The sequence below is a fragment of the Rivularia sp. UHCC 0363 genome, assembly GCF_034931125.1.
GTDB lineage: Bacteria > Cyanobacteriota > Cyanobacteriia > Cyanobacteriales > Nostocaceae > Rivularia.
This window is the reverse complement of the sequence record NZ_JAYGHM010000055.1, coordinates 38,908-56,207: the sequence shown is the minus strand read 5'-3', so window position 1 is coordinate 56,207 and position 17,300 is coordinate 38,908. Positions and strand designations below refer to the sequence as shown.

Below are 17,300 nucleotides of genomic sequence, written 5' to 3'. Positions count from 1 at the left end.
TTTAATTAAAGGTGGAGAAGGTAATGATTTAATTAAGGGTGGTGCTGGTAGCGATCGCCTTTATGGTGAAGCTGGTAGCGATATTTTTGTTATCAGTTCGTTTATTACTAATGGTAAGGATACTATCTACGATTTTGATGTCGATGTTGATACTATCGGTTTATCTGGTTTATCTTCAAGTGAATTAAATATCCAAGGAAGTGGAAACAATACCAACATTCTTCAAGGTGATAATGTTTTGGCTGTTTTAGCAAATGTAAATGTTGGCTTTAACGATATTACTTTTACTATTATTTCGTAGGTTAACTGTTGATTATGCAGGAATATTAATTTCTTAGGACTTACGATATTATCACAATACCCAGTTGGTGCGTGACACTACAAACAATATTGTTTCGTTCAAAATCACTCAAAGTGTCAGACACTAGACTGTTGACTTTGTGGGTTTTTTGGGCTAAAAGTTCATCCAGTTTTTGTGTTGGCTTTTGACGGTCGGCAGAGCCGACTGTCATGGGTTCCCAGACTCCGGCTGGGAACCAGTTAATGCATGAGCCAAAAACGGGTAAATTCTATTAAAGTCAACAGCCTAGTCACACACCCTACAAGAAAAAATGTGCCTTTTTGCTAAGTCCTATTTCTGAATAAATACCTGTGTTGTTCGCTGAATTTGGAGACGTAGCAGTGCGGAGATCTCTACAAAATATATTGGTGTTGAACAAAAATCTTTATAACCATTGTCCGCCACGAAAGCGCCAACGAACGAAAAGTATCCGCATTATACTTTGAGAAGCAATGAATACTGCAAGCCAAACTATTGTGTAATGGAAGAAAACCCAAAATAAAGGTAATTCGTCTTTGGGAATTGGTATTGGTAAAAACCCCAGGAATTTTACTCCGCAAAGTATAAATATAAATTCCCAAATACCGGCAAATAGCTGGAAAACTGCGGGCCAATCTCTATCCCAGCGATACTTTTGAATTCGATCATATACTATATCCCAGCCTATGCCAAATATAGCAACATAAAAAAGTATCCAGAAATATACAGGACTTTGCGGTGAACCAATCAAACCGATCGCAAATGGTAAACTAACAAATAAACCTACAGTTAAAAGTAATAATAAACGAGTTTGCCAGCGACCAAATAAAGTTGGAGTCATAGAATTTTGGATTAGGAGTTATGTCTTCTGTTTTTAAATACAAGTATTGAATACATAATATTATTCGATTTTTAAGAAGATATTAAAAAACGCCATCTATATTGAACGATTCAATACGCTGATGACGCTTTCCGCAAAAAGTCTTATTTGGGGATTTTGTCAAGTTACTATGAAGTTAAACGATAATGGTCGCTAGAATTAAAGCGAGCAAGCGCTTCCCAATTGGTTGCGTTTTCTAACAGGGTTTGATAACCTAACGTGTTGGGATGAAGACCATCGCTACTCAAACGTTTAACTCTCCATGTTTCGGGGTGATGCATCCATTTGTCGAATATATCTAAATAAGGTATTCCCTGTTCTCGACAAGCAAGTTTTGTTGCTTCTTTGTAGCGGTACTGGTCATCGCGATTGTAGTACAAGCAGTTAAGGAAAGGCATTTTGACTTCATCGACTGGTACCATACCTACAAATAACACCGGACAAAGTTCTTGTGCTTGTTGTAAAAAAGACGCAATTTGTCCTTCAAAAATCGAAAAATCCGTGTAATTTTTACCGTCAGGACGACCCACTCGGGCTGAATCATTTACTCCTACCGATAATATAATGATGTCAGGAACGCGGTTGCGTAACTCTCCCCGATGACGAAATTCAACTTCGAGTCTTTTCGCTACTTGTCCAATGCGATCGCCACGTACACCCAAATTGTATAAAACGTGTCCTGGGCTTTCGGGTAACATCCAAGTTCTTCGTAATCTTTCAACCCAACCACCTCCGTCTGGGTCTCCAAATCCGTAAACTAAACTATCCCCCAGTGCGACAATCTTTAAAGGTTGATTACTATTCGTTACTACAGATAGCTGCATTGAAGGAGCTACAAATGTTTGCATCTGAAAAGACTATATTTTATATTTTTCAAAGATTCTATACATTTCTACACCATTTCCGGTTATTTTGTTTATTTTTTTTTAAGAGTATGTCCCTGAGTGTTGCCATAAATGACATTAATTCACACAGGAATGGCAGCAAGTGTCACAAAACTCGGATGGTGCGTGACTAGTAGGCTGTTGATTCTGTGGTTTTTCTGGGCTAAAAGTTCATACAGTTTTTGTGTTGGCTTTTGACGGTCGGCAGAGCCGACTGTCATGGGTTCCCAGCCTCTGGCTATTGATGACAACTTAAGGATATAAACAATTTGTCAATAAGCAATAATGCTTAAATTTTGCTCTGAAAGCCAGGTTGGAAACAGCATTTTTAGTTAAGTAATCGCGAAATTTTGAATCCATGATTCCCAAATTTCGCTAAAAACTCAGTACGAAGCTTGATTTAACGATAATTACGAGTTGACATCATTAATTTCACCTTAAGTTGTCACAAATAGCCTCTGGCTGGGAACCAGTTAATGCATGAGCCAAAAACGGGTAAATTCTATCAAAGTCAACACCCTAGTGCGTGACACTACAACCCTTATTATTACGTTCAATTTTTAATTAAGTGTCACAGCACCCTACAAGAAAAATATGCCTTTTTGCTAAGTCCTATCACAATAACAATGGTTTTTGAGATAACTTGAGCTAAAATGCATAAGTAGGTCGGAGTTGAAAATCGTAATCATAACAGGTAGTAGGGAAAAGGCTTTGATACCAATTTACCCAACCATTACATAGTTAGTTTTATTTGTGCCGACTTACTTGTGAGAACGATTAAAATTAGAAATTTTTACTAAAATAATCAAAAAATATGCGGATAATACGTATGTCATCAAGTATTTTAAAGTAAGATAGGAAAAAGACTCGATGGGTCAATCGAGCCTTAGAAACGTCTAAGTGGGATGTCAGTGATTCCATTGATTATTATCTACATTAGCAACAGTAATGTTCAAGTCAAACGAACTACATTTCTAAGCGAACAGCAAATAGTTATCAATAAAATTGGTAGTAGCTGAGGTTTAGGGAAAATACATATTTGAAGAGACGTTGCACTGTAACGTCTCTATTTTTATTTAAGGTGATTGATTTGATACCCATTTCAACCACTGTCCGAAAGAGGAGATGGGGTTTAATCGATGTACTCCCGGAGCGCGAGCGATCGCTAATCCATCTACAGCTCGTAAGTTGGAATATTGCAATCCTAGAAAGCTATCTACTGCTGCATAAGGACCGCCTAAAGTAATTGCTCCCGCAGCATACATTTTACCTTTATCATTACGCATTTCTACTAGCTCGAAGTCGTTGGCTACAAGTAATCGAGATAAATGATTCAACGGCAAACTATAACGCTGAACTAAATCTTCTAGTAATGGACTTGCTTGGACTTTGGCATCTAATCCCGTTGCATCCATAATAAAATCTGCGTTGAGAGTCATTTGCCCAAAACCTTTTTCTTTGATGTTGGTAATAGTTCGATTTTGAGCATCGCGTTCTACACTTTCTACTTCGCCAAACTCTATTTTATACCAGCCATCTCGCAAACCATCCTGCGTAATTTGCTGCCAATCATGACGGTCGGCTGTGGTTGTACCTCCCCAGTCAGCTAACAACTTCTTGCGTTCGTCGGGAGTAGCATTTTCCAACATGACCCGCAACTCTCCACCCCAGCAAGCCTTGGGCCAGTTGAACGGCTGAAATTCAAAATGATTCTTCACCATCCGCTGCGTTTTACCGAACTTATTACCTTGGGGTTTTGGCGATCGCATTAGGTGCAAAACTGTAATATCGGAATTTTTCTTACGGGCTTCGTAAAGCCGCTGAATAATCCGCGAAGCCACAATACCCCGTCCTCGAATCAATACTTTACCACCTTGACGTTCTAACTGTTCGTAAACGTGGTGATGGTCTTCATAAGCGTTAACTACAGATTTAAAATCGCGATATTTCTCCCGATAAGCCTGTAAATCGGGTAAAAACTGAATTGCTGGATAACCTGTAGCTAAATGTAAAAAACGAGTTACATAAAAAGCATGGTCTCCTCTTCCCTTTGAATAAGCTACGCAATAGCGACCATCATCGGTTTTACGTATGGCTCGGATTCTGCCATAACGATACATTTGTTCCCAACCAATGCGCTGCGCTTCTCTACCTATAGAATCAAAAACATTACTAGCACGGGGAGTGTAAGTTTCAGCATAATCGGGTTCAGCAAATACTTTCCACAGATATTTAAACGAATCACTTAACCTTCCCTTACCAAAATCGCGCCAAGCTTCTCGTAAAGCATAGCTAGGAAAACCCCAGATATTATCGGGACAAGAGTCAGAATTGGAACGTAATCGTTCATGCAAAGGGATTTGCGAATTCATGCACAGTAGCTTATACCTAGCAAATGGTTCTTTATCTAAACCCAAAGCAACGATTTTTTCGTTCTTAACACCGTATAGCCTCAGTAAATCTACCCAAATGAAACTTCCTAAACCCGCTCCCAAAGTTAAATAATCAGTTTCATCTACACGTAAACCTGTAGCGTGAAGTGCCTGTACCGGAACTTTTTCCTCTTGAAAAATTGGTGGTGGAAAACTCGAACCTAGAGGTGTTGCTGCTGGCTGTGGAGGTAATGTAGGGTCTGGTAAATTGGTATTAGGATTAAATTGAATCGTAGAATTTGTTGGTGTAGGTGTAGATACGGGTGTATTTAAACTGAAAGAAAGAGTAATTTCATAAGGCCCAATTTTTAAAATATCGCCATTATTGATAATAGTACGCGGTTGGCGATCGCCATTAACATAAATACCGTTAACACTATTTTGGTCAATGACAACTAATTGGTCTTGTTCCCAATCAATCAGTGCATGATATCGGGAAACTTCACTACTATTAAGTAGCATTCGCGAAACACGCTGTCCGTTGAGTTCTGCGGGCATTTGAGAAAATTCTCGACCAAAAGCGATCGGTACCCTCAAACTTGGTTCTCGTAATTCCCCCGTCGCTGGTTCTTCCCAACTTAAATGAATGTGTAAATTCCCGATCATATATTTTAATTAGTTGATAATTGTTTATTGATAATTGTTCACTGAATATTATCCGGTGCAACCAAAACACTTATTGCCGCAGCTAAAGAAGTACCACACCAAGGACAACCAACTTGAATATGTTCGATACAAGATACTTTATGACAATTAGGACATTGCAATCCATAATCATCCTTAGATAAAGGTTTCGATGGTGGATTAGGGATTACTGGTTGACTATTTATACCTGGTTTTGGTGGTTCCAAAATAGTCGCGGGAAAGTAATTAGTTTGGGAAATACTAATAGTAATAACTCTCAACTCCATTTGTCCCAAGCAGATAACGCTACCTTGATTCAAAGACGCATCTCCTTGGATTAATTGTTTTCCATCTACCAAAGGAGGATTTTTTTCTCTTAAAGACCGAATATAAAATTGTTTTTCTGGAAAATTAAAAAATATTTCAGCGTGCAAACCCGATACAGTAGGATGACTCAAAACAATATCGCACCGTAAAGGGTCGCGACCAATGCGGACAGTACCAGGATTCTTACTAGGCTGTTGTTCGTAAATTATGTGAGTTTTTTCTTGACCTGCATCGTGCCACCGTAAAGTCAGTGAATTCATTATTCTAACTAGCAATAAGCTTCTTACTAACCAACTTCAATCATTATCTGTGCGATTCCTAACACGAGCAAGTATAAGCAATCAAGTATTACGGAAACAACTTAAAATAAATTAGAAATAAAAAGTATAGCGGTTTGACTTGGGCAAAATACAGAAGAAACCTCACCCCCTTCCCCTCTCCTTGTTAAGGAGAGGGGTGTCCGTATGACGGGGTGAGGTTTTGGGGTGTATTGTACTTAAACGAAAAGTGATATATATATCAAAATGCAAATTGAACCATATGACCACCATCACCTTGATGCTGTTATTCGTCTTTCGCTTCGAGCATGGACTCCCGTGTTTGATTCGATTCAGAAAGTCATGGATGTTGAAGTATACCGAGAATTCTATGCCGATGATTGGCGTGTAAGCCAGCAAAAAGCTGTTGAAGAGGTTTGCACTGCTGAAGACACAAATGTATGGGTTGCGATCGATGCAGGTTCTACTATGGGTTTTGTAGCTGTGAAACTTGATTCGGATGAGAGCATGGGCGAAATTTACATGGTCGCTGTCGATCCGGACTTTCAAGGTCGTGGTATTGGTAGCGCTCTGATCTCATTCGCTCTTGATTGGATGAAAGATGCTGGAATGTCTATTGCTATGGTCGAAACCGGAGGAGACCCCGGTCATGCTCCAGCGCGTCGTACCTATGAAAAACTGGGGTTTGGGATGTTAGCGATCGCCAGGTACTTTAAGAAGTTGTAGGTGGGAAAGCGCGATCGCACTCGAATATTTTTATTTCATCTCGCTGAAGCTAATTTATCCGCAATCCGGGTAGTTTCTGGTAAGCGGTATTTGGGGGTACAGCGCAATACATAATTGATCGCAGTTGGTAAGCTAATCCGATGACCGCTAGAAATATACAGCGGTTTGACATTGGCACGAGTACGTAAAACTGCTCCTATAGTTTCATCTTTATGTATTAAAGGCTGCCAGCTTCCTTTAGTTTGAGGAACTTCTTCATATTTACCGATTAACCAAGATTTTGCGACACCGATTGTAGGCATATCAAGAATTACACCCAAATGGCTGGCAATTCCCATTCTCCGAGGATGGGCAATTCCTTGACCGTCGCACAGAATAATATCTGGTATCGTATTTATCTGTTGTAGCGCGTCTAATACTGCCGGAATTTCCCGAAACGATAAAAAACCGGGAATATAAGGAAAGGTCGTAGCACGTTTAGCTATACTTTGTTCTTGTAGATGTAAATCCGGAAAACTCAATACCGCAACTGCTGCACGGCTAATGGTTCCATCAGCTTCAAAACCCATATCGACACCAGCTACATATTTTACTGGTTCTGTAAATCGATCTTCGGTAATAACTTCTTTTTGTAATTCTTCTTGGATAATTTTCGCTTCTGATGTGGTTAAATCCCAATCATGACGTTGTTTTATTTGCATATTTAATTTGTGTATGTACAAGCTTCAATCAAAAGGTTACTGCAAGGACATAAACCAAAATTATAAGTGTAAACTTAGTTATAAACTTCTCTTCGATGCCTAATTCGGTTAATAAAAATCACTTCATTGTTACGGTCAAATTCATAAATAACTCTGTAATCTCCAACTCTCAGCTTGAAGAAACCTGATAAATCAGCCACCAAAGCCTGGGGTGTAATCTGGTCAAAGTTTTCAGCCAACCAATTAATCTTATTGACAACTCGTTCACGAACTGCATGAGTTAGCTTCTCTAAGTCAGCAAAGGCTTCTGGCTCATATTCAACCAAATAGCTCATCAGCCGTCTAATCCCAGTTTCTGCATAACTTCTTCTGCTGGAATGCCCCTAATTCCTGCCTCTCTACGCTTCCGAATCTCCAAAAGTTCTTGCTTGAAATCTTCTCTAACCGTTGCACCTTTATCTGGATCTGGCAAAAGTTCTTCTAAAGCCTCCATAACAGTTTCTCGAATCAGAGTTTTTAATTCATCAATTGTTAAATCTTTAACTTGCATAGTAATTACTCCACAGCAACGTCGTTAATTTAGTTTAATTCATAAGTCGTGGTAATTAGATGAAGCGGGAACGATTACTACCAGATATTTAAATATAATTTTTAACTATCAAACTACTGAAGGTTTTGCTGTGTTGGTATCTATAAACGGGGAGACGTAGCAGTGCTACGTCTCTACATTAATATTGCGCTGGGATTAAACTGCTGGATTTGCGATCGCGTTAGCCGCAATGGTATTTTCTACGGTTATTCGATCGATCGCTATTTCATCTAATTGCTCGCTGTAATTCTTGGGACGATTTTGTTTCATTAACCACAAACCACCACCAACTGCAAGCAGACTCAACAAGCTAAATTCACCAACCTTCTAACATCCACAGAGAAAAGGATAAACCTACTACTCCCAATAAAATAGGACGTTTCAATTTCCAAACCATAATTAAACTTAACCTATTATGAAGGATGGTTTTTCTTTCCCAGACTATATCGAAATCCTGTGAATAAAGGATTAGGGACTTCCAAGAAATAAATTATCCTAAAGAATTAAGCAGCAGTATTTATTTGATAATGATAATGTTTTTTACTACTTATTTATATGGGTAGGTGAGAGGCAAATTTTTTTAGATAAAAGTTAACCACCAACGTTTATTCTTCGACTTATAGTTAGAAAATGAGTTACATATAGGATAAAGAATAACAAGCATAATTATCCATAAAACGTAAACATGATGTAAATCATATCCGTAATCGTCTGGCATTGCGCTAGATAATAGATAAGGTAAAGCAAATGCTTTCAAGCCATATTTGGGTAACGCCAATAAAACGGCAGAAAAATGTATCAACCAAAGATGGATAATATAAAAGAATAACGGAACACTTCCAAAAATCATTAGGGGTTTAAAAAGTACGCTTCTTTGACTTTCAAATACATAAAGTAATAAAAAAGCTATGCCCAAAGTGATTAACAAATAAGCTAACGATGGCGGATATTTATAAATATTTATAAATGATAATATTGTTTTCCAAAAACTAGATTGTACTGACCAAGGTTTTGGATCTCCATAAAAATTCAACCCTCGGATAACTACGAAACTAAAAATTAAACCCAAACCTAAATTACGTAACCAACCTAAACGTTCAGTTTTTGTTTTAGTCAACACCTTTCCAAAAGCATAACCACTTGCCATTACCCCAACCCAAGGAATCAGCGGATAGACAAGAAAAAAGCGTATTCCTGGTATGGGTACAAACATTGTTCGCTCGTGAAGAAATGCCCAAATCCAGCCAAAATTTCCTAGTTGTTCTACTTGAACGCTATCGAACAAATTATGCCCAACAATAACTATTACTCCAAATATAGCTATGCTGCGAATGGGAAGCTGAATTAATATTGCTAAAACAATCATAGACCAACCAATTGCCCATAGTATTCCTGCCATAAAAAGACCAGGATAAAATGTCCATGCAAGGCTAACTATAGTTAATTCCAAAAATATTAACCAAAATCCCCTGATTAAGAGAAAACGAGCTAACTGTTGCTTTGTTTTCCCGCGCTTTAAAGACAAATAAGCTGCGACACCTGCGAGAAAAATGAAAGATGGAGCGCATAAATGAGTAATCCATCGAGTCAAAAAGAGAAAAATATTTGATTGGTCTATATCCAATGGGTTAAAACGAACATTAGAAAAAAAATCTCTTGTATGGTCTAATGTCATTAAAACCATAACCAAGCCACGCAGCAAATCAACAGATACAATCCGTTTAATTTTTGATTGGTCTTGATTTTTAGAGTCGTTTATAGAAGTGTTGGGATTTAAGTGCATAATAGTTTTCTTTCAAAACTAGTCCGGTGGCTAAAGAAATACCTAATATAGTACGGCGCATTTTGAATTTCATGATTTGTATCAAGTCAGTGTGGCTACCGATGATGTCAATCCTTTAATAGAGGCAAGCAAAATCAACTTATGCACTAATAAAATAATCCTAGACTCAACCCAACTGTATTTACCGACTTACTAATACAAACCCGCGAGACTTGGTGGAAGTAGAATCTCGTGTATTCATCGCTTTCCACAAATCTGCTGTTTTAACCCAAACTGGCTGATATTTATAGCGCGAAACATCAAGAATCAAAAATCGGTCGTTTTGGGCATTATATGCGGCAATTGGTGATATGTGTCCGCCTTTTTCTTGTCCAATATCTCGACGCAGGTAGTTGACTATCACAAAATTTTGCTTTTGATTGAGATTTTCTGCTGCAATAAGGCGAAACTCGTCTATATTTGTATTGCTAGCATGATAAACCTTTGTTATTGCACCATAACTATTAATCAATTTCCCCATTTGCTCAAGCGTCATCCCTTGACGAGAAACAACTTCGCTCGATATTACTTGTTGCGTTGCTTTGTTGTTGAAAAAGTTTTCTTGAGTAAACACTCGGTAAGGTTTGTACTGAGTAGATTCGGGTGCTTCAATACCTAAACTATTTAAGACCATAACTATACTCGCAACACCGCAGTAAGCTTGATTGATTTGAGTGACAAACTGCATACTCAAAGGAAAGAAATCTTCTCTTGATTTACTTTCAATTAATAATTTCTCACCTTCATCAGAATTAAAACCAATCAAGTTTGATGTTAGTGGTAGTGTTTGGGCAATAGTATTTCCAGCAGTCAAACACGTTCCTAAAATCAATGCTTTGAAAATAAAATTAATGTTTATTAACTTTTCGCGATTCATCATACAAATCCTATCATAAATTTTAAATTTTACGCTTTTACTAGGCTATACAACATATATGGATGCCTATAAAAATAACTTATGCAGTTTCTTTGTAAGTCTGTAGAAAAATTTAGAATCCGAGCAATTTTTTATTTTAATTGTCAGTGTGTCAGACATAATCCTAAAACCCGACTTCTGAGGATTGTGGAGCGGGTTCTATCGTAATGTTAAACTGACTCATTTGTATATACACACAAAAACAAATCCCCACAATTATAAAAATCATGAGGACTCATTTATATTTAATTTGGTAGCGGGAAGTGGATTTGAACCACTGACCTTCGGGTTATGAGCCCGACGAGCTACCAGGCTGCTCTATCCCGCGTCGTCTTTAATTACTATAACCTATAGTTTAAAATTTGGCAACTATAACATTGATAATTCTCCAACTACTTCCAAACGCTTGTATTGAGCCAATGTCATAAATTTTTCTTCTAGGGCTTGAGCGGTGCTGGGGGTAATCCACCCGAGTTGAGTTAATAGATGAATAGCTACGGCATATTTTGCCCGCTTGGCTCCATCGATAACTTTAATTACTAAACCCATACCTTCACCAAGCCTGCTAATGCACTGCAATCCTTCGGCTCCTGATTTACTGATCAGTTCCCCTGGGGCTGAACGCATGAGTTCCGTATCAAATTTTCCTTCACCTGCTAACATCACTGGATGATGATTTATGGCACGAACAATCCGCTCCATGTCCAAACTGTTGCCATCGGCTAAACGAGCGTAGAGTGTGGCAATTTGACAGAGTTGCATCAGGTAAGTAGGTACGCCACAATCGTCGTGAGCGCTGATAAATTCTGCTGCGGGCATTCGCAACAATTCTGATACTTTATTTAATACCAGTTGCTGTACGGGGTGTTTGCGCTCTAAGTAATTAGCTACAGACCAATTGCATTGCTGGCAAACTGCTAACATTCCCGCGTGTTTACCCGAACAGTTATATTCTAAGCTGCTGCGCTTACCGGCAGGAATGGGACATTGAAGTGCTGTGGGGTCAATGTCGGCTCGCCATAAAATATTAAATACCTGTCTAACGTGTTCTATACTTCCGTCATGGGAACTACAAATAATCGCTAAATCTTTATCATTAAGGTTGTAACGTTCTAAAGTTCCCGTACTGGTTACAGCCAGGGCTTGAAATGGTTTGAGTGCCGAACGGGCAAATGTAGCTGTTTCGGCGTTTCCAGCCACAGAAAGCACCCGTCCTCGTTCGTCGCACAGTACGGCTTGGACTATATGTTTTGATTCAATAATTCCTTCGCGCAGCAACCTAACTTCTACGGAGGGTGCTTGAGTTCGTTTTGCCATTACAAATCCTTAGCCAGTTCTTGACCGTTAGCCTAATTTATTAATTATTAATTATTAACTAATAACAATTTAAACTAAATGCCAAACTATCGTACCAGCAAAGAACAACATCACCAAGGATAATCCAGTTATTTGCAACCTTTGGATAATTGGTTTGACTTCATAGCTGACAACTAAAAGGTCGCGGTCTAAGACTTGTTGGGGTTTCATCCAATTTTGACCGTCGTACCACCCCGACTCTTCGTAAAAGATAACTGGACTTGAAAGCCGATCGCGCACGTAAGACCAACCTAAATACAAACGCAATACAATTAATACTACTCCAATGCTTGCACCTGCCGATCCACACAGGAAAAATTGAACTATGTGCTTGTGTGGGGCAAAACTGGAGTAAGCTACAGGTCCTGCGACCAGCCATGATAAAACCCAAATCCAGGCGATTTTGGTGAGATAAGAGCGAGTTGACCGGCTGCAATCCTGAAACAACCAAGAGCTTTTTAATTGCTCGTACTCATTCAACGGTTGCTGTTCAGTTGGAACCGGACAATTAGATATCTCATACTCAATCATATTGGTTGACCCCCACTCTTTTGGGATACTTGAATATCTACACGCTCTGCATGACCCCAGAATGCTTCTAAATTGTAAAATTCTCTTTCCGAGGGCATCATAATATGAACGATGATATCGCCGTAATCTATTAGTACCCAACTTCCTTCGGATTTACCTTCCGATCGCAAAGCTTTGCGATCGCACTTTTGTTCGACAATACCTTCTATCGTGTTGGCGATCGCTCTTACCTGTACGTTTGAATAACCAGTCATCACAACAAAATAATCGGCGAGGTAAGATACGTTCTTTACGTCAAGCAATAACATATCCCCTGCTTGGCGATCGTTACCTGCTTCAACAATAGCCAAAGCTAGTTTTACGCTGGAATCTTCAGTATCAAGCTGTTGAGAAGCTATAGAGATGTTGCTAACAGCAACGAATTCGGATTGCAAATTGGTTTGGAAATAATCAGACATTAAATCTTGTGTTTCTTTGGGTGAGGGTTTGGGATTCTTCGTTCTCTAAACAAATCGCGATATTAACTGCAAATATCAATACAATAGCTTTGTTTGAATATTAGCAAAGAACAGATGTTCGTGACTGAATTCGCGATTGATAAACACTAGCATTTACACTTAATTAGAAAGTTATTTCGAGTAGCAATTATTCGCGGATGAATCAAACGAGGACTACCTAATAATTTTTTAATCGTGTAATCGCAGGTCAAATATACTGCTTTATCAATACTTTCGCGGCTAATTTTTCTTAAAGCTTGCAAGGAAGCCGTATCGCCCCGTCCTGGTTCTAAAGTATCGGCTAAAAATACGATACAAGAAAGCAAACTCATTTCTGGTCTACCTAAAGTATGATTAGCGATCGCATTTAACACTTGTTCATCTTTCACACCAAACGTATCTCTAGCTACAATAGCACTGACATCTGCGTGTAGAAGATGGGGATTTGCTGATAAAACTTCATCCAGAATTAATCCTTCTTTTCGTGCCATGTGTAAAAGCCGTTGAGGCTGAAAACATTTAGCCAAATCGTGCATTAATCCGGCTGTTGCGGCTTCTTCGGGGTCTATATCGTAAATATCAGCCAATTCTATAGCCGTTTGTTCGACTCTGAGAACATGATTGACCCGCGCTGACGGAACGTTTTGTGATAGATAAGTTAATATTTGTTCGCGCATTCCAACATAATTGCTGGTTTAGGAATAATTGCAATTAAAAGAGTTATGGCTTTATTGTAACGAACTTTTCGTTTTGGATTTTTGCAATTAATTACAAAGTCTTATCAAAACTTTACCCCAGCCTGATATGGCTAGGGTAGAGCGATCGCTATTTACAAATGCGAATTAGAAGATTTTCTCTCTGTGCTAAAAATTAGTTAAAAAAAACTAAATCAAAAAACGAATTAGACTTCCTGCTTGGACACAACCCTAGTTTGAATTGTGGTATTTTCGGTCACGGATTCAAATAAAGATTCATAATTATTCAAAGCCTGCTCGAAAGCATATTGCTCTACAGCATATTTGCGACTGTTATAACCTAAAGTTTTCACTTTTTCTGGATGCTTGTATAAGTCTAAAACTGCATTAGCTAAGGAATCCGGTGCTTCGGGAGGAACAATAACTCCACCACCGCTTTGTCGAATGGCTCTTGCGGCAGTACCATTGTCAGGTACGGATGCGACTATTGCGCGACCGCTAGCAAGTAAAACTTGAATTTTGGATGGCATATTGAAAGAAATTACATTTTTCTTTTGTACTACCAGTCCCACATCAGCAGCAGCTAACATTTCCGGTAAACGTTCCCGTGGTTGGAAAGGTAGAAGCAATACATTATCTGCACCACATTGATTGCATTCTTCCTGAAGTCGCTGCAAACCTGTTGCTTCACCAACAATTACAAAGGCAATATCTGGAATATCGCGCAGAGTGGAAGCGGCTTTAACTACTGTTTCCAATCCTTGAGTCAGAGCAATATTACCGGAATATAAAACAACAAATTTATGATCTAGTTTATGTTCGGCGCGGAAAGCATTACTTTCCTTTGGCATCGGACGAATGAAATTCACATCCACCCAGTTGGGAATTTGCACAATTTTATCAGGTGCGACGTTCTTAGAAACCAAATTATCTACAAACCCATCGGCAATAACGCTAATTTTATCAGCAGAGCGATAAGCAAATTTTTCTAAAATCGAAAATACGCGAATCAGCGATTTATTTTTTAGTAAACCTACATGAACCGCAGCTTCTGGTAATATATCCTGTAGATTTAAAACTACCGGGCATCTGTGTAACCATCCTAAAAGTGCAGTGGGTAAGCAAACTGGTAGAGATGGTGATGTAGAAAGAATTACATCGGGTCGCCAACCAAAAAGAGCAGGTATAAAACTAGTAAAAACAAAACTAGCATCCAACATTACCCGATCTAATAAATTGGGACGGGGACGAATCCAAACATAGCTTCTTTGAATTTCAACACCATTTTTATGTTCTGTTAGATATAGCTTACCTCGGTAGCCTTGATAAATTTTACGTTCGGGGTAGTTAGGCATAGCCGTAACGACACGTACCTGGTGTCCGCGCTTAACTAACCCTTCTGCGAGTTCAGTCATCAAAGGAGCAATACCAATTGGTTCTGGATGATAGTTGTAAGAGTAAATTAAAATTCGCATAGTAAATATTTTGCAGAATCTGCCAAAATTCTTAAAAAGACAGCATTTATTTGTAAAATCGTTCCGCGCAAAAAAAGCGCTTATATTTTATTTTCCTTGTAATATCTTTTAACGTCAGTCTATCTTTATTGAAGATTGTTTAAAATTTGATCCAGTATGCGGAGAAGTACTGAAAATAGAATGTAATCTATTAACAGGGTCTAAAAATATAGATCGAGTAAAAATACGCGAGTAAAAACATCACTAATATGAATAAAAAGCTAGATTTTAAGTATTATATTGTTGTGTCAACCGTGGTATGACAGATTTTTTATAAATAGGCGATCGCATTTATTGGCTTATGAAAAAATCATAAATTGTTAATATTTCTTTTGATAATTTATACACAAAAAATGTAATCCGTATAAACTACGAAAAACTAAAGGTTTTCAAAATTAAATGGTTCTTCTGTTAAGAATATTTGTAGCGAAACCCAACAAAGCCTTAAATGTATTTTTTATTTACTGTTGCCTATCTATTGTAAAAACCATAAAAAAAGAGGTTTGAATGCAAAAAATCGCCATCATAAGAAAACCTCGGTAGTAAGGATGCCCCAGTCTATTTATAGCTGGGAGGAAAAACGCCGCATGCGGTTTTAACCGCAGTGGACGTGGCATTCCATCTTGCCTACGATTATTGAATCTAACTTGCCTATGAGCGCGTTGAGAATAAGGTAATTTGCGGTTAATTCTTCTACCTCTTCTACCTCTACGCATCATGGAACGTTGAACCATTCGTTTAGTTACATTTTTGAAAGGCAGTTCAAGATGAGCAGTTAATAGTGTGTCTTGCTTGCTCAGTACAGCCATACCACTAAACATTTTGCCTGGGTCAGCATATTAACGATATGTTCTGTACCTCCAAAAGATGAAATCGCCTGTAAATTACATAGCTCCACTGCTTTTGTTGAATAGAATAGCAACTGTTTTAAAAATTAGCTTTAAATCGTACATCATGCTCCAATTTTTTTGGTACTCCAAATCAAGACGAATTACATCCTCAAAATTACGAATACTAGAACGTCCGTTTACTTGCCATTCTCCGGTCATACCGGGCTTAACATCCAAACGTTGCCACTCAGGTACTTCATAGCATTCAACTTCATCGGGTGTAGGTGGTCTAGTACCAACTAAACTCATTTCCCCTTTAAGAACATTCCAAAACTGCGGTAGTTCATCTAAACTAGTACGTCGTAAGAATTTACCTACTCGTGTAACCCTGGGGTCATTTTCAATTTTGAAAAATGCACCTTGAACCTGATTGAGCTTTTGGAGTTCGGCTTTTTTGGCTTCCGCATCTACGCACATCGACCGGAACTTCCACATCCGAAACCGTCTACCCATCCAGCCGCAGCGGGTTTGAGCAAAGAAAATCGGACCGGGGTCATCAATAAGAATGATCGCGATAATTGGAATAGATAATATACCTGTAAGTACTAAACCTACTAATGCTCCGACAATATCAATAAACCGTTTCGTCCAAGAACGTACAGAAGGATGAGTTTCTGGTAATTGCTCTTCCCTCCGACGGGGTTGAGTTGAAGTCGCTGTAAATTCTGCTTCTTCAATTGTAAAAACATCAGCCAAACCTGTAAGATTGAGTACCGCCATAACTTGCGGCGTAACATTTTGTAATATTAAGCAAATTTCTTTTTCTTGAGCATTCTTAAAATTACTAACTAAAGCACCTAAGCCACTACTATCCATAAAAGTAGTTTGCCCAAAGTCAATAATGATTTTTTTGGGAATTGAATTTACTGTAATTAGTTCTTCAAAAGTTTGCTTAAACGTTAGAGCTTCAAGTACGCTCAAACGGGTGCTTACCTGGACTCTAACCGTATCGTCTAATAATGTAACCGGAAATACCTCTGTAGGTTGGTTACTCATGAAACCTTGCACTTCAGTTGCCATATTAATGTTTTACTGCTTACATTATTTTGTTTGAGGAACTACCTTAAACAGATGCTTATTTATGCCGGTGTTACCAAGTAATAAAGTGTTTATCCGGATCAAATTCAATATTGTCTATGACTGCTCACAATAGAAAAACAGGTCAAATAAAGTCAGTAAGTGTTAAGTATAAGGTTTGAAACATAAATTTTTCATTAGGGTTAACCATAATTGAAAGCTGTTAAAACTGAGGATAAACCAAAAATCAGGCTCCATAAGTAATATTTGCTTTAAAACTACCGTTATTGTATCTCCATCGC

General features: G+C 38.4%; 18 protein-coding genes, 1 tRNA gene and 2 pseudogenes. 2 read left to right on the top strand and 19 right to left on the bottom strand.

The window, feature by feature from the left end; all coding sequences use genetic code 11:
* Positions 1–301 (top strand): annotated as a pseudogene (locus VB797_RS25585) (hypothetical protein); the annotation flags it as partial.
* Between the two features lie 40 nt (positions 302–341).
* Here VB797_RS25585 and VB797_RS25580 read toward each other — a convergent pair.
* The 5 genes from VB797_RS25580 to VB797_RS25560 all read right to left on the bottom strand — a co-directional run bounded on the left by VB797_RS25580 (position 342) and on the right by VB797_RS25560 (position 5,726).
* Positions 342–512: a hypothetical protein gene (locus VB797_RS25580; RefSeq protein WP_323240569.1), complete on the bottom strand. Its 171-nt coding sequence runs from the start codon at positions 510–512 to the stop codon at positions 342–344.
* Positions 513–725: 213 nt separating this feature from the next.
* Positions 726–1,160 carry a hypothetical protein gene (locus VB797_RS25575; protein WP_323240568.1) on the bottom strand — a complete coding sequence of 145 codons (435 nt, stop codon included), beginning with the start codon at positions 1,158–1,160 and terminating at the stop codon, positions 726–728.
* A 167-nt stretch (positions 1,161–1,327) separates the two neighbouring features.
* On the bottom strand, positions 1,328–2,047 hold the full coding sequence (locus VB797_RS25570; RefSeq protein ID WP_323240567.1) for a GDSL-type esterase/lipase family protein: 720 nt from the start codon (positions 2,045–2,047) through the stop codon (positions 1,328–1,330).
* 1,112 nt (positions 2,048–3,159) lie between these two features.
* Positions 3,160–5,121, bottom strand: a complete 1,962-nt coding sequence (locus tag VB797_RS25565; protein ID WP_323240566.1) for an FHA domain-containing protein — start codon at positions 5,119–5,121, stop codon at positions 3,160–3,162.
* 38 nt (positions 5,122–5,159) lie between these two features.
* Positions 5,160–5,726, bottom strand: a complete 567-nt coding sequence (locus tag VB797_RS25560; RefSeq protein ID WP_323240565.1) for an FHA domain-containing protein — start codon at positions 5,724–5,726, stop codon at positions 5,160–5,162.
* 264 nt (positions 5,727–5,990) lie between these two features.
* On the opposite strand from VB797_RS25560, the gene VB797_RS25555 reads away from it, so the two are divergent.
* Positions 5,991–6,470 carry a GNAT family N-acetyltransferase gene (locus VB797_RS25555; protein WP_323240564.1) on the top strand — a complete coding sequence of 160 codons (480 nt, stop codon included), beginning with the start codon at positions 5,991–5,993 and terminating at the stop codon, positions 6,468–6,470.
* Between the two features lie 35 nt (positions 6,471–6,505).
* Here the strand turns inward: VB797_RS25555 and nfi are convergent, their stop codons facing one another.
* From nfi to VB797_RS25485, 14 genes and pseudogenes are all read right to left on the bottom strand, one after another.
* Positions 6,506–7,171 (bottom strand): deoxyribonuclease V, encoded by a 666-nt coding sequence (gene nfi / locus VB797_RS25550; protein ID WP_323240563.1) that lies wholly within the window; start codon positions 7,169–7,171, stop codon positions 6,506–6,508.
* A gap of 74 nt (positions 7,172–7,245) precedes the next feature.
* Positions 7,246–7,506: a type II toxin-antitoxin system RelE/ParE family toxin gene (locus VB797_RS25545; protein WP_323240562.1), complete on the bottom strand. Its 261-nt coding sequence runs from the start codon at positions 7,504–7,506 to the stop codon at positions 7,246–7,248.
* On the bottom strand, positions 7,506–7,721 hold the full coding sequence (locus VB797_RS25540) for a hypothetical protein (protein WP_323240561.1): 216 nt from the start codon (positions 7,719–7,721) through the stop codon (positions 7,506–7,508). Before VB797_RS25540 ends, VB797_RS25545 begins: the two co-directional genes overlap by 1 nt.
* Before the next feature lie 225 nt (positions 7,722–7,946).
* A pseudogene (locus VB797_RS25535) lies at positions 7,947–8,157 on the bottom strand (hypothetical protein); the annotation flags it as partial.
* Between the two features lie 183 nt (positions 8,158–8,340).
* The gene (locus VB797_RS25530; protein ID WP_323240560.1) at positions 8,341–9,543 is read right to left on the bottom strand and encodes a DUF1624 domain-containing protein; all 1,203 of its coding nucleotides are present in this window, start codon (positions 9,541–9,543) and stop codon (positions 8,341–8,343) included.
* Positions 9,544–9,724: 181 nt separating this feature from the next.
* Complete coding sequence (locus tag VB797_RS25525; RefSeq protein WP_323240572.1) at positions 9,725–10,459, bottom strand: phytochelatin synthase family protein; 735 nt, start codon at positions 10,457–10,459, stop codon at positions 9,725–9,727.
* A gap of 290 nt (positions 10,460–10,749) precedes the next feature.
* A tRNA-Met gene (locus VB797_RS25520) sits at positions 10,750–10,826 on the bottom strand.
* A gap of 41 nt (positions 10,827–10,867) precedes the next feature.
* The gene (locus VB797_RS25515) at positions 10,868–11,815 is read right to left on the bottom strand and encodes an asparaginase (RefSeq protein ID WP_323240559.1); all 948 of its coding nucleotides are present in this window, start codon (positions 11,813–11,815) and stop codon (positions 10,868–10,870) included.
* A gap of 69 nt (positions 11,816–11,884) precedes the next feature.
* Positions 11,885–12,385 carry a CGLD27 family protein gene (locus VB797_RS25510; RefSeq protein ID WP_323240558.1) on the bottom strand — a complete coding sequence of 167 codons (501 nt, stop codon included), beginning with the start codon at positions 12,383–12,385 and terminating at the stop codon, positions 11,885–11,887.
* Complete coding sequence (gene rsfS, locus VB797_RS25505; RefSeq protein WP_323240557.1) at positions 12,382–12,843, bottom strand: ribosome silencing factor; 462 nt, start codon at positions 12,841–12,843, stop codon at positions 12,382–12,384. Before rsfS ends, VB797_RS25510 begins: the two co-directional genes overlap by 4 nt.
* 146 nt (positions 12,844–12,989) lie before the next feature.
* Entirely contained in the window at positions 12,990–13,559 is a 570-nt protein-coding gene (gene yqeK / locus VB797_RS25500; RefSeq protein WP_323240556.1) for a bis(5'-nucleosyl)-tetraphosphatase (symmetrical) YqeK, read from the bottom strand.
* Positions 13,560–13,783: 224 nt separating this feature from the next.
* On the bottom strand, positions 13,784–15,052 hold the full coding sequence (locus tag VB797_RS25495; protein WP_323240555.1) for a glycosyltransferase family 4 protein: 1,269 nt from the start codon (positions 15,050–15,052) through the stop codon (positions 13,784–13,786).
* A gap of 500 nt (positions 15,053–15,552) precedes the next feature.
* Positions 15,553–15,912 carry an RRXRR domain-containing protein gene (locus VB797_RS25490; RefSeq protein WP_416350933.1) on the bottom strand — a complete coding sequence of 120 codons (360 nt, stop codon included), beginning with the start codon at positions 15,910–15,912 and terminating at the stop codon, positions 15,553–15,555.
* A 63-nt stretch (positions 15,913–15,975) separates the two neighbouring features.
* Positions 15,976–17,001, bottom strand: a complete 1,026-nt coding sequence (locus VB797_RS25485) for a sugar transferase (RefSeq protein ID WP_323240553.1) — start codon at positions 16,999–17,001, stop codon at positions 15,976–15,978.
* Positions 17,002–17,300: the final 299 nt, after the last annotated feature.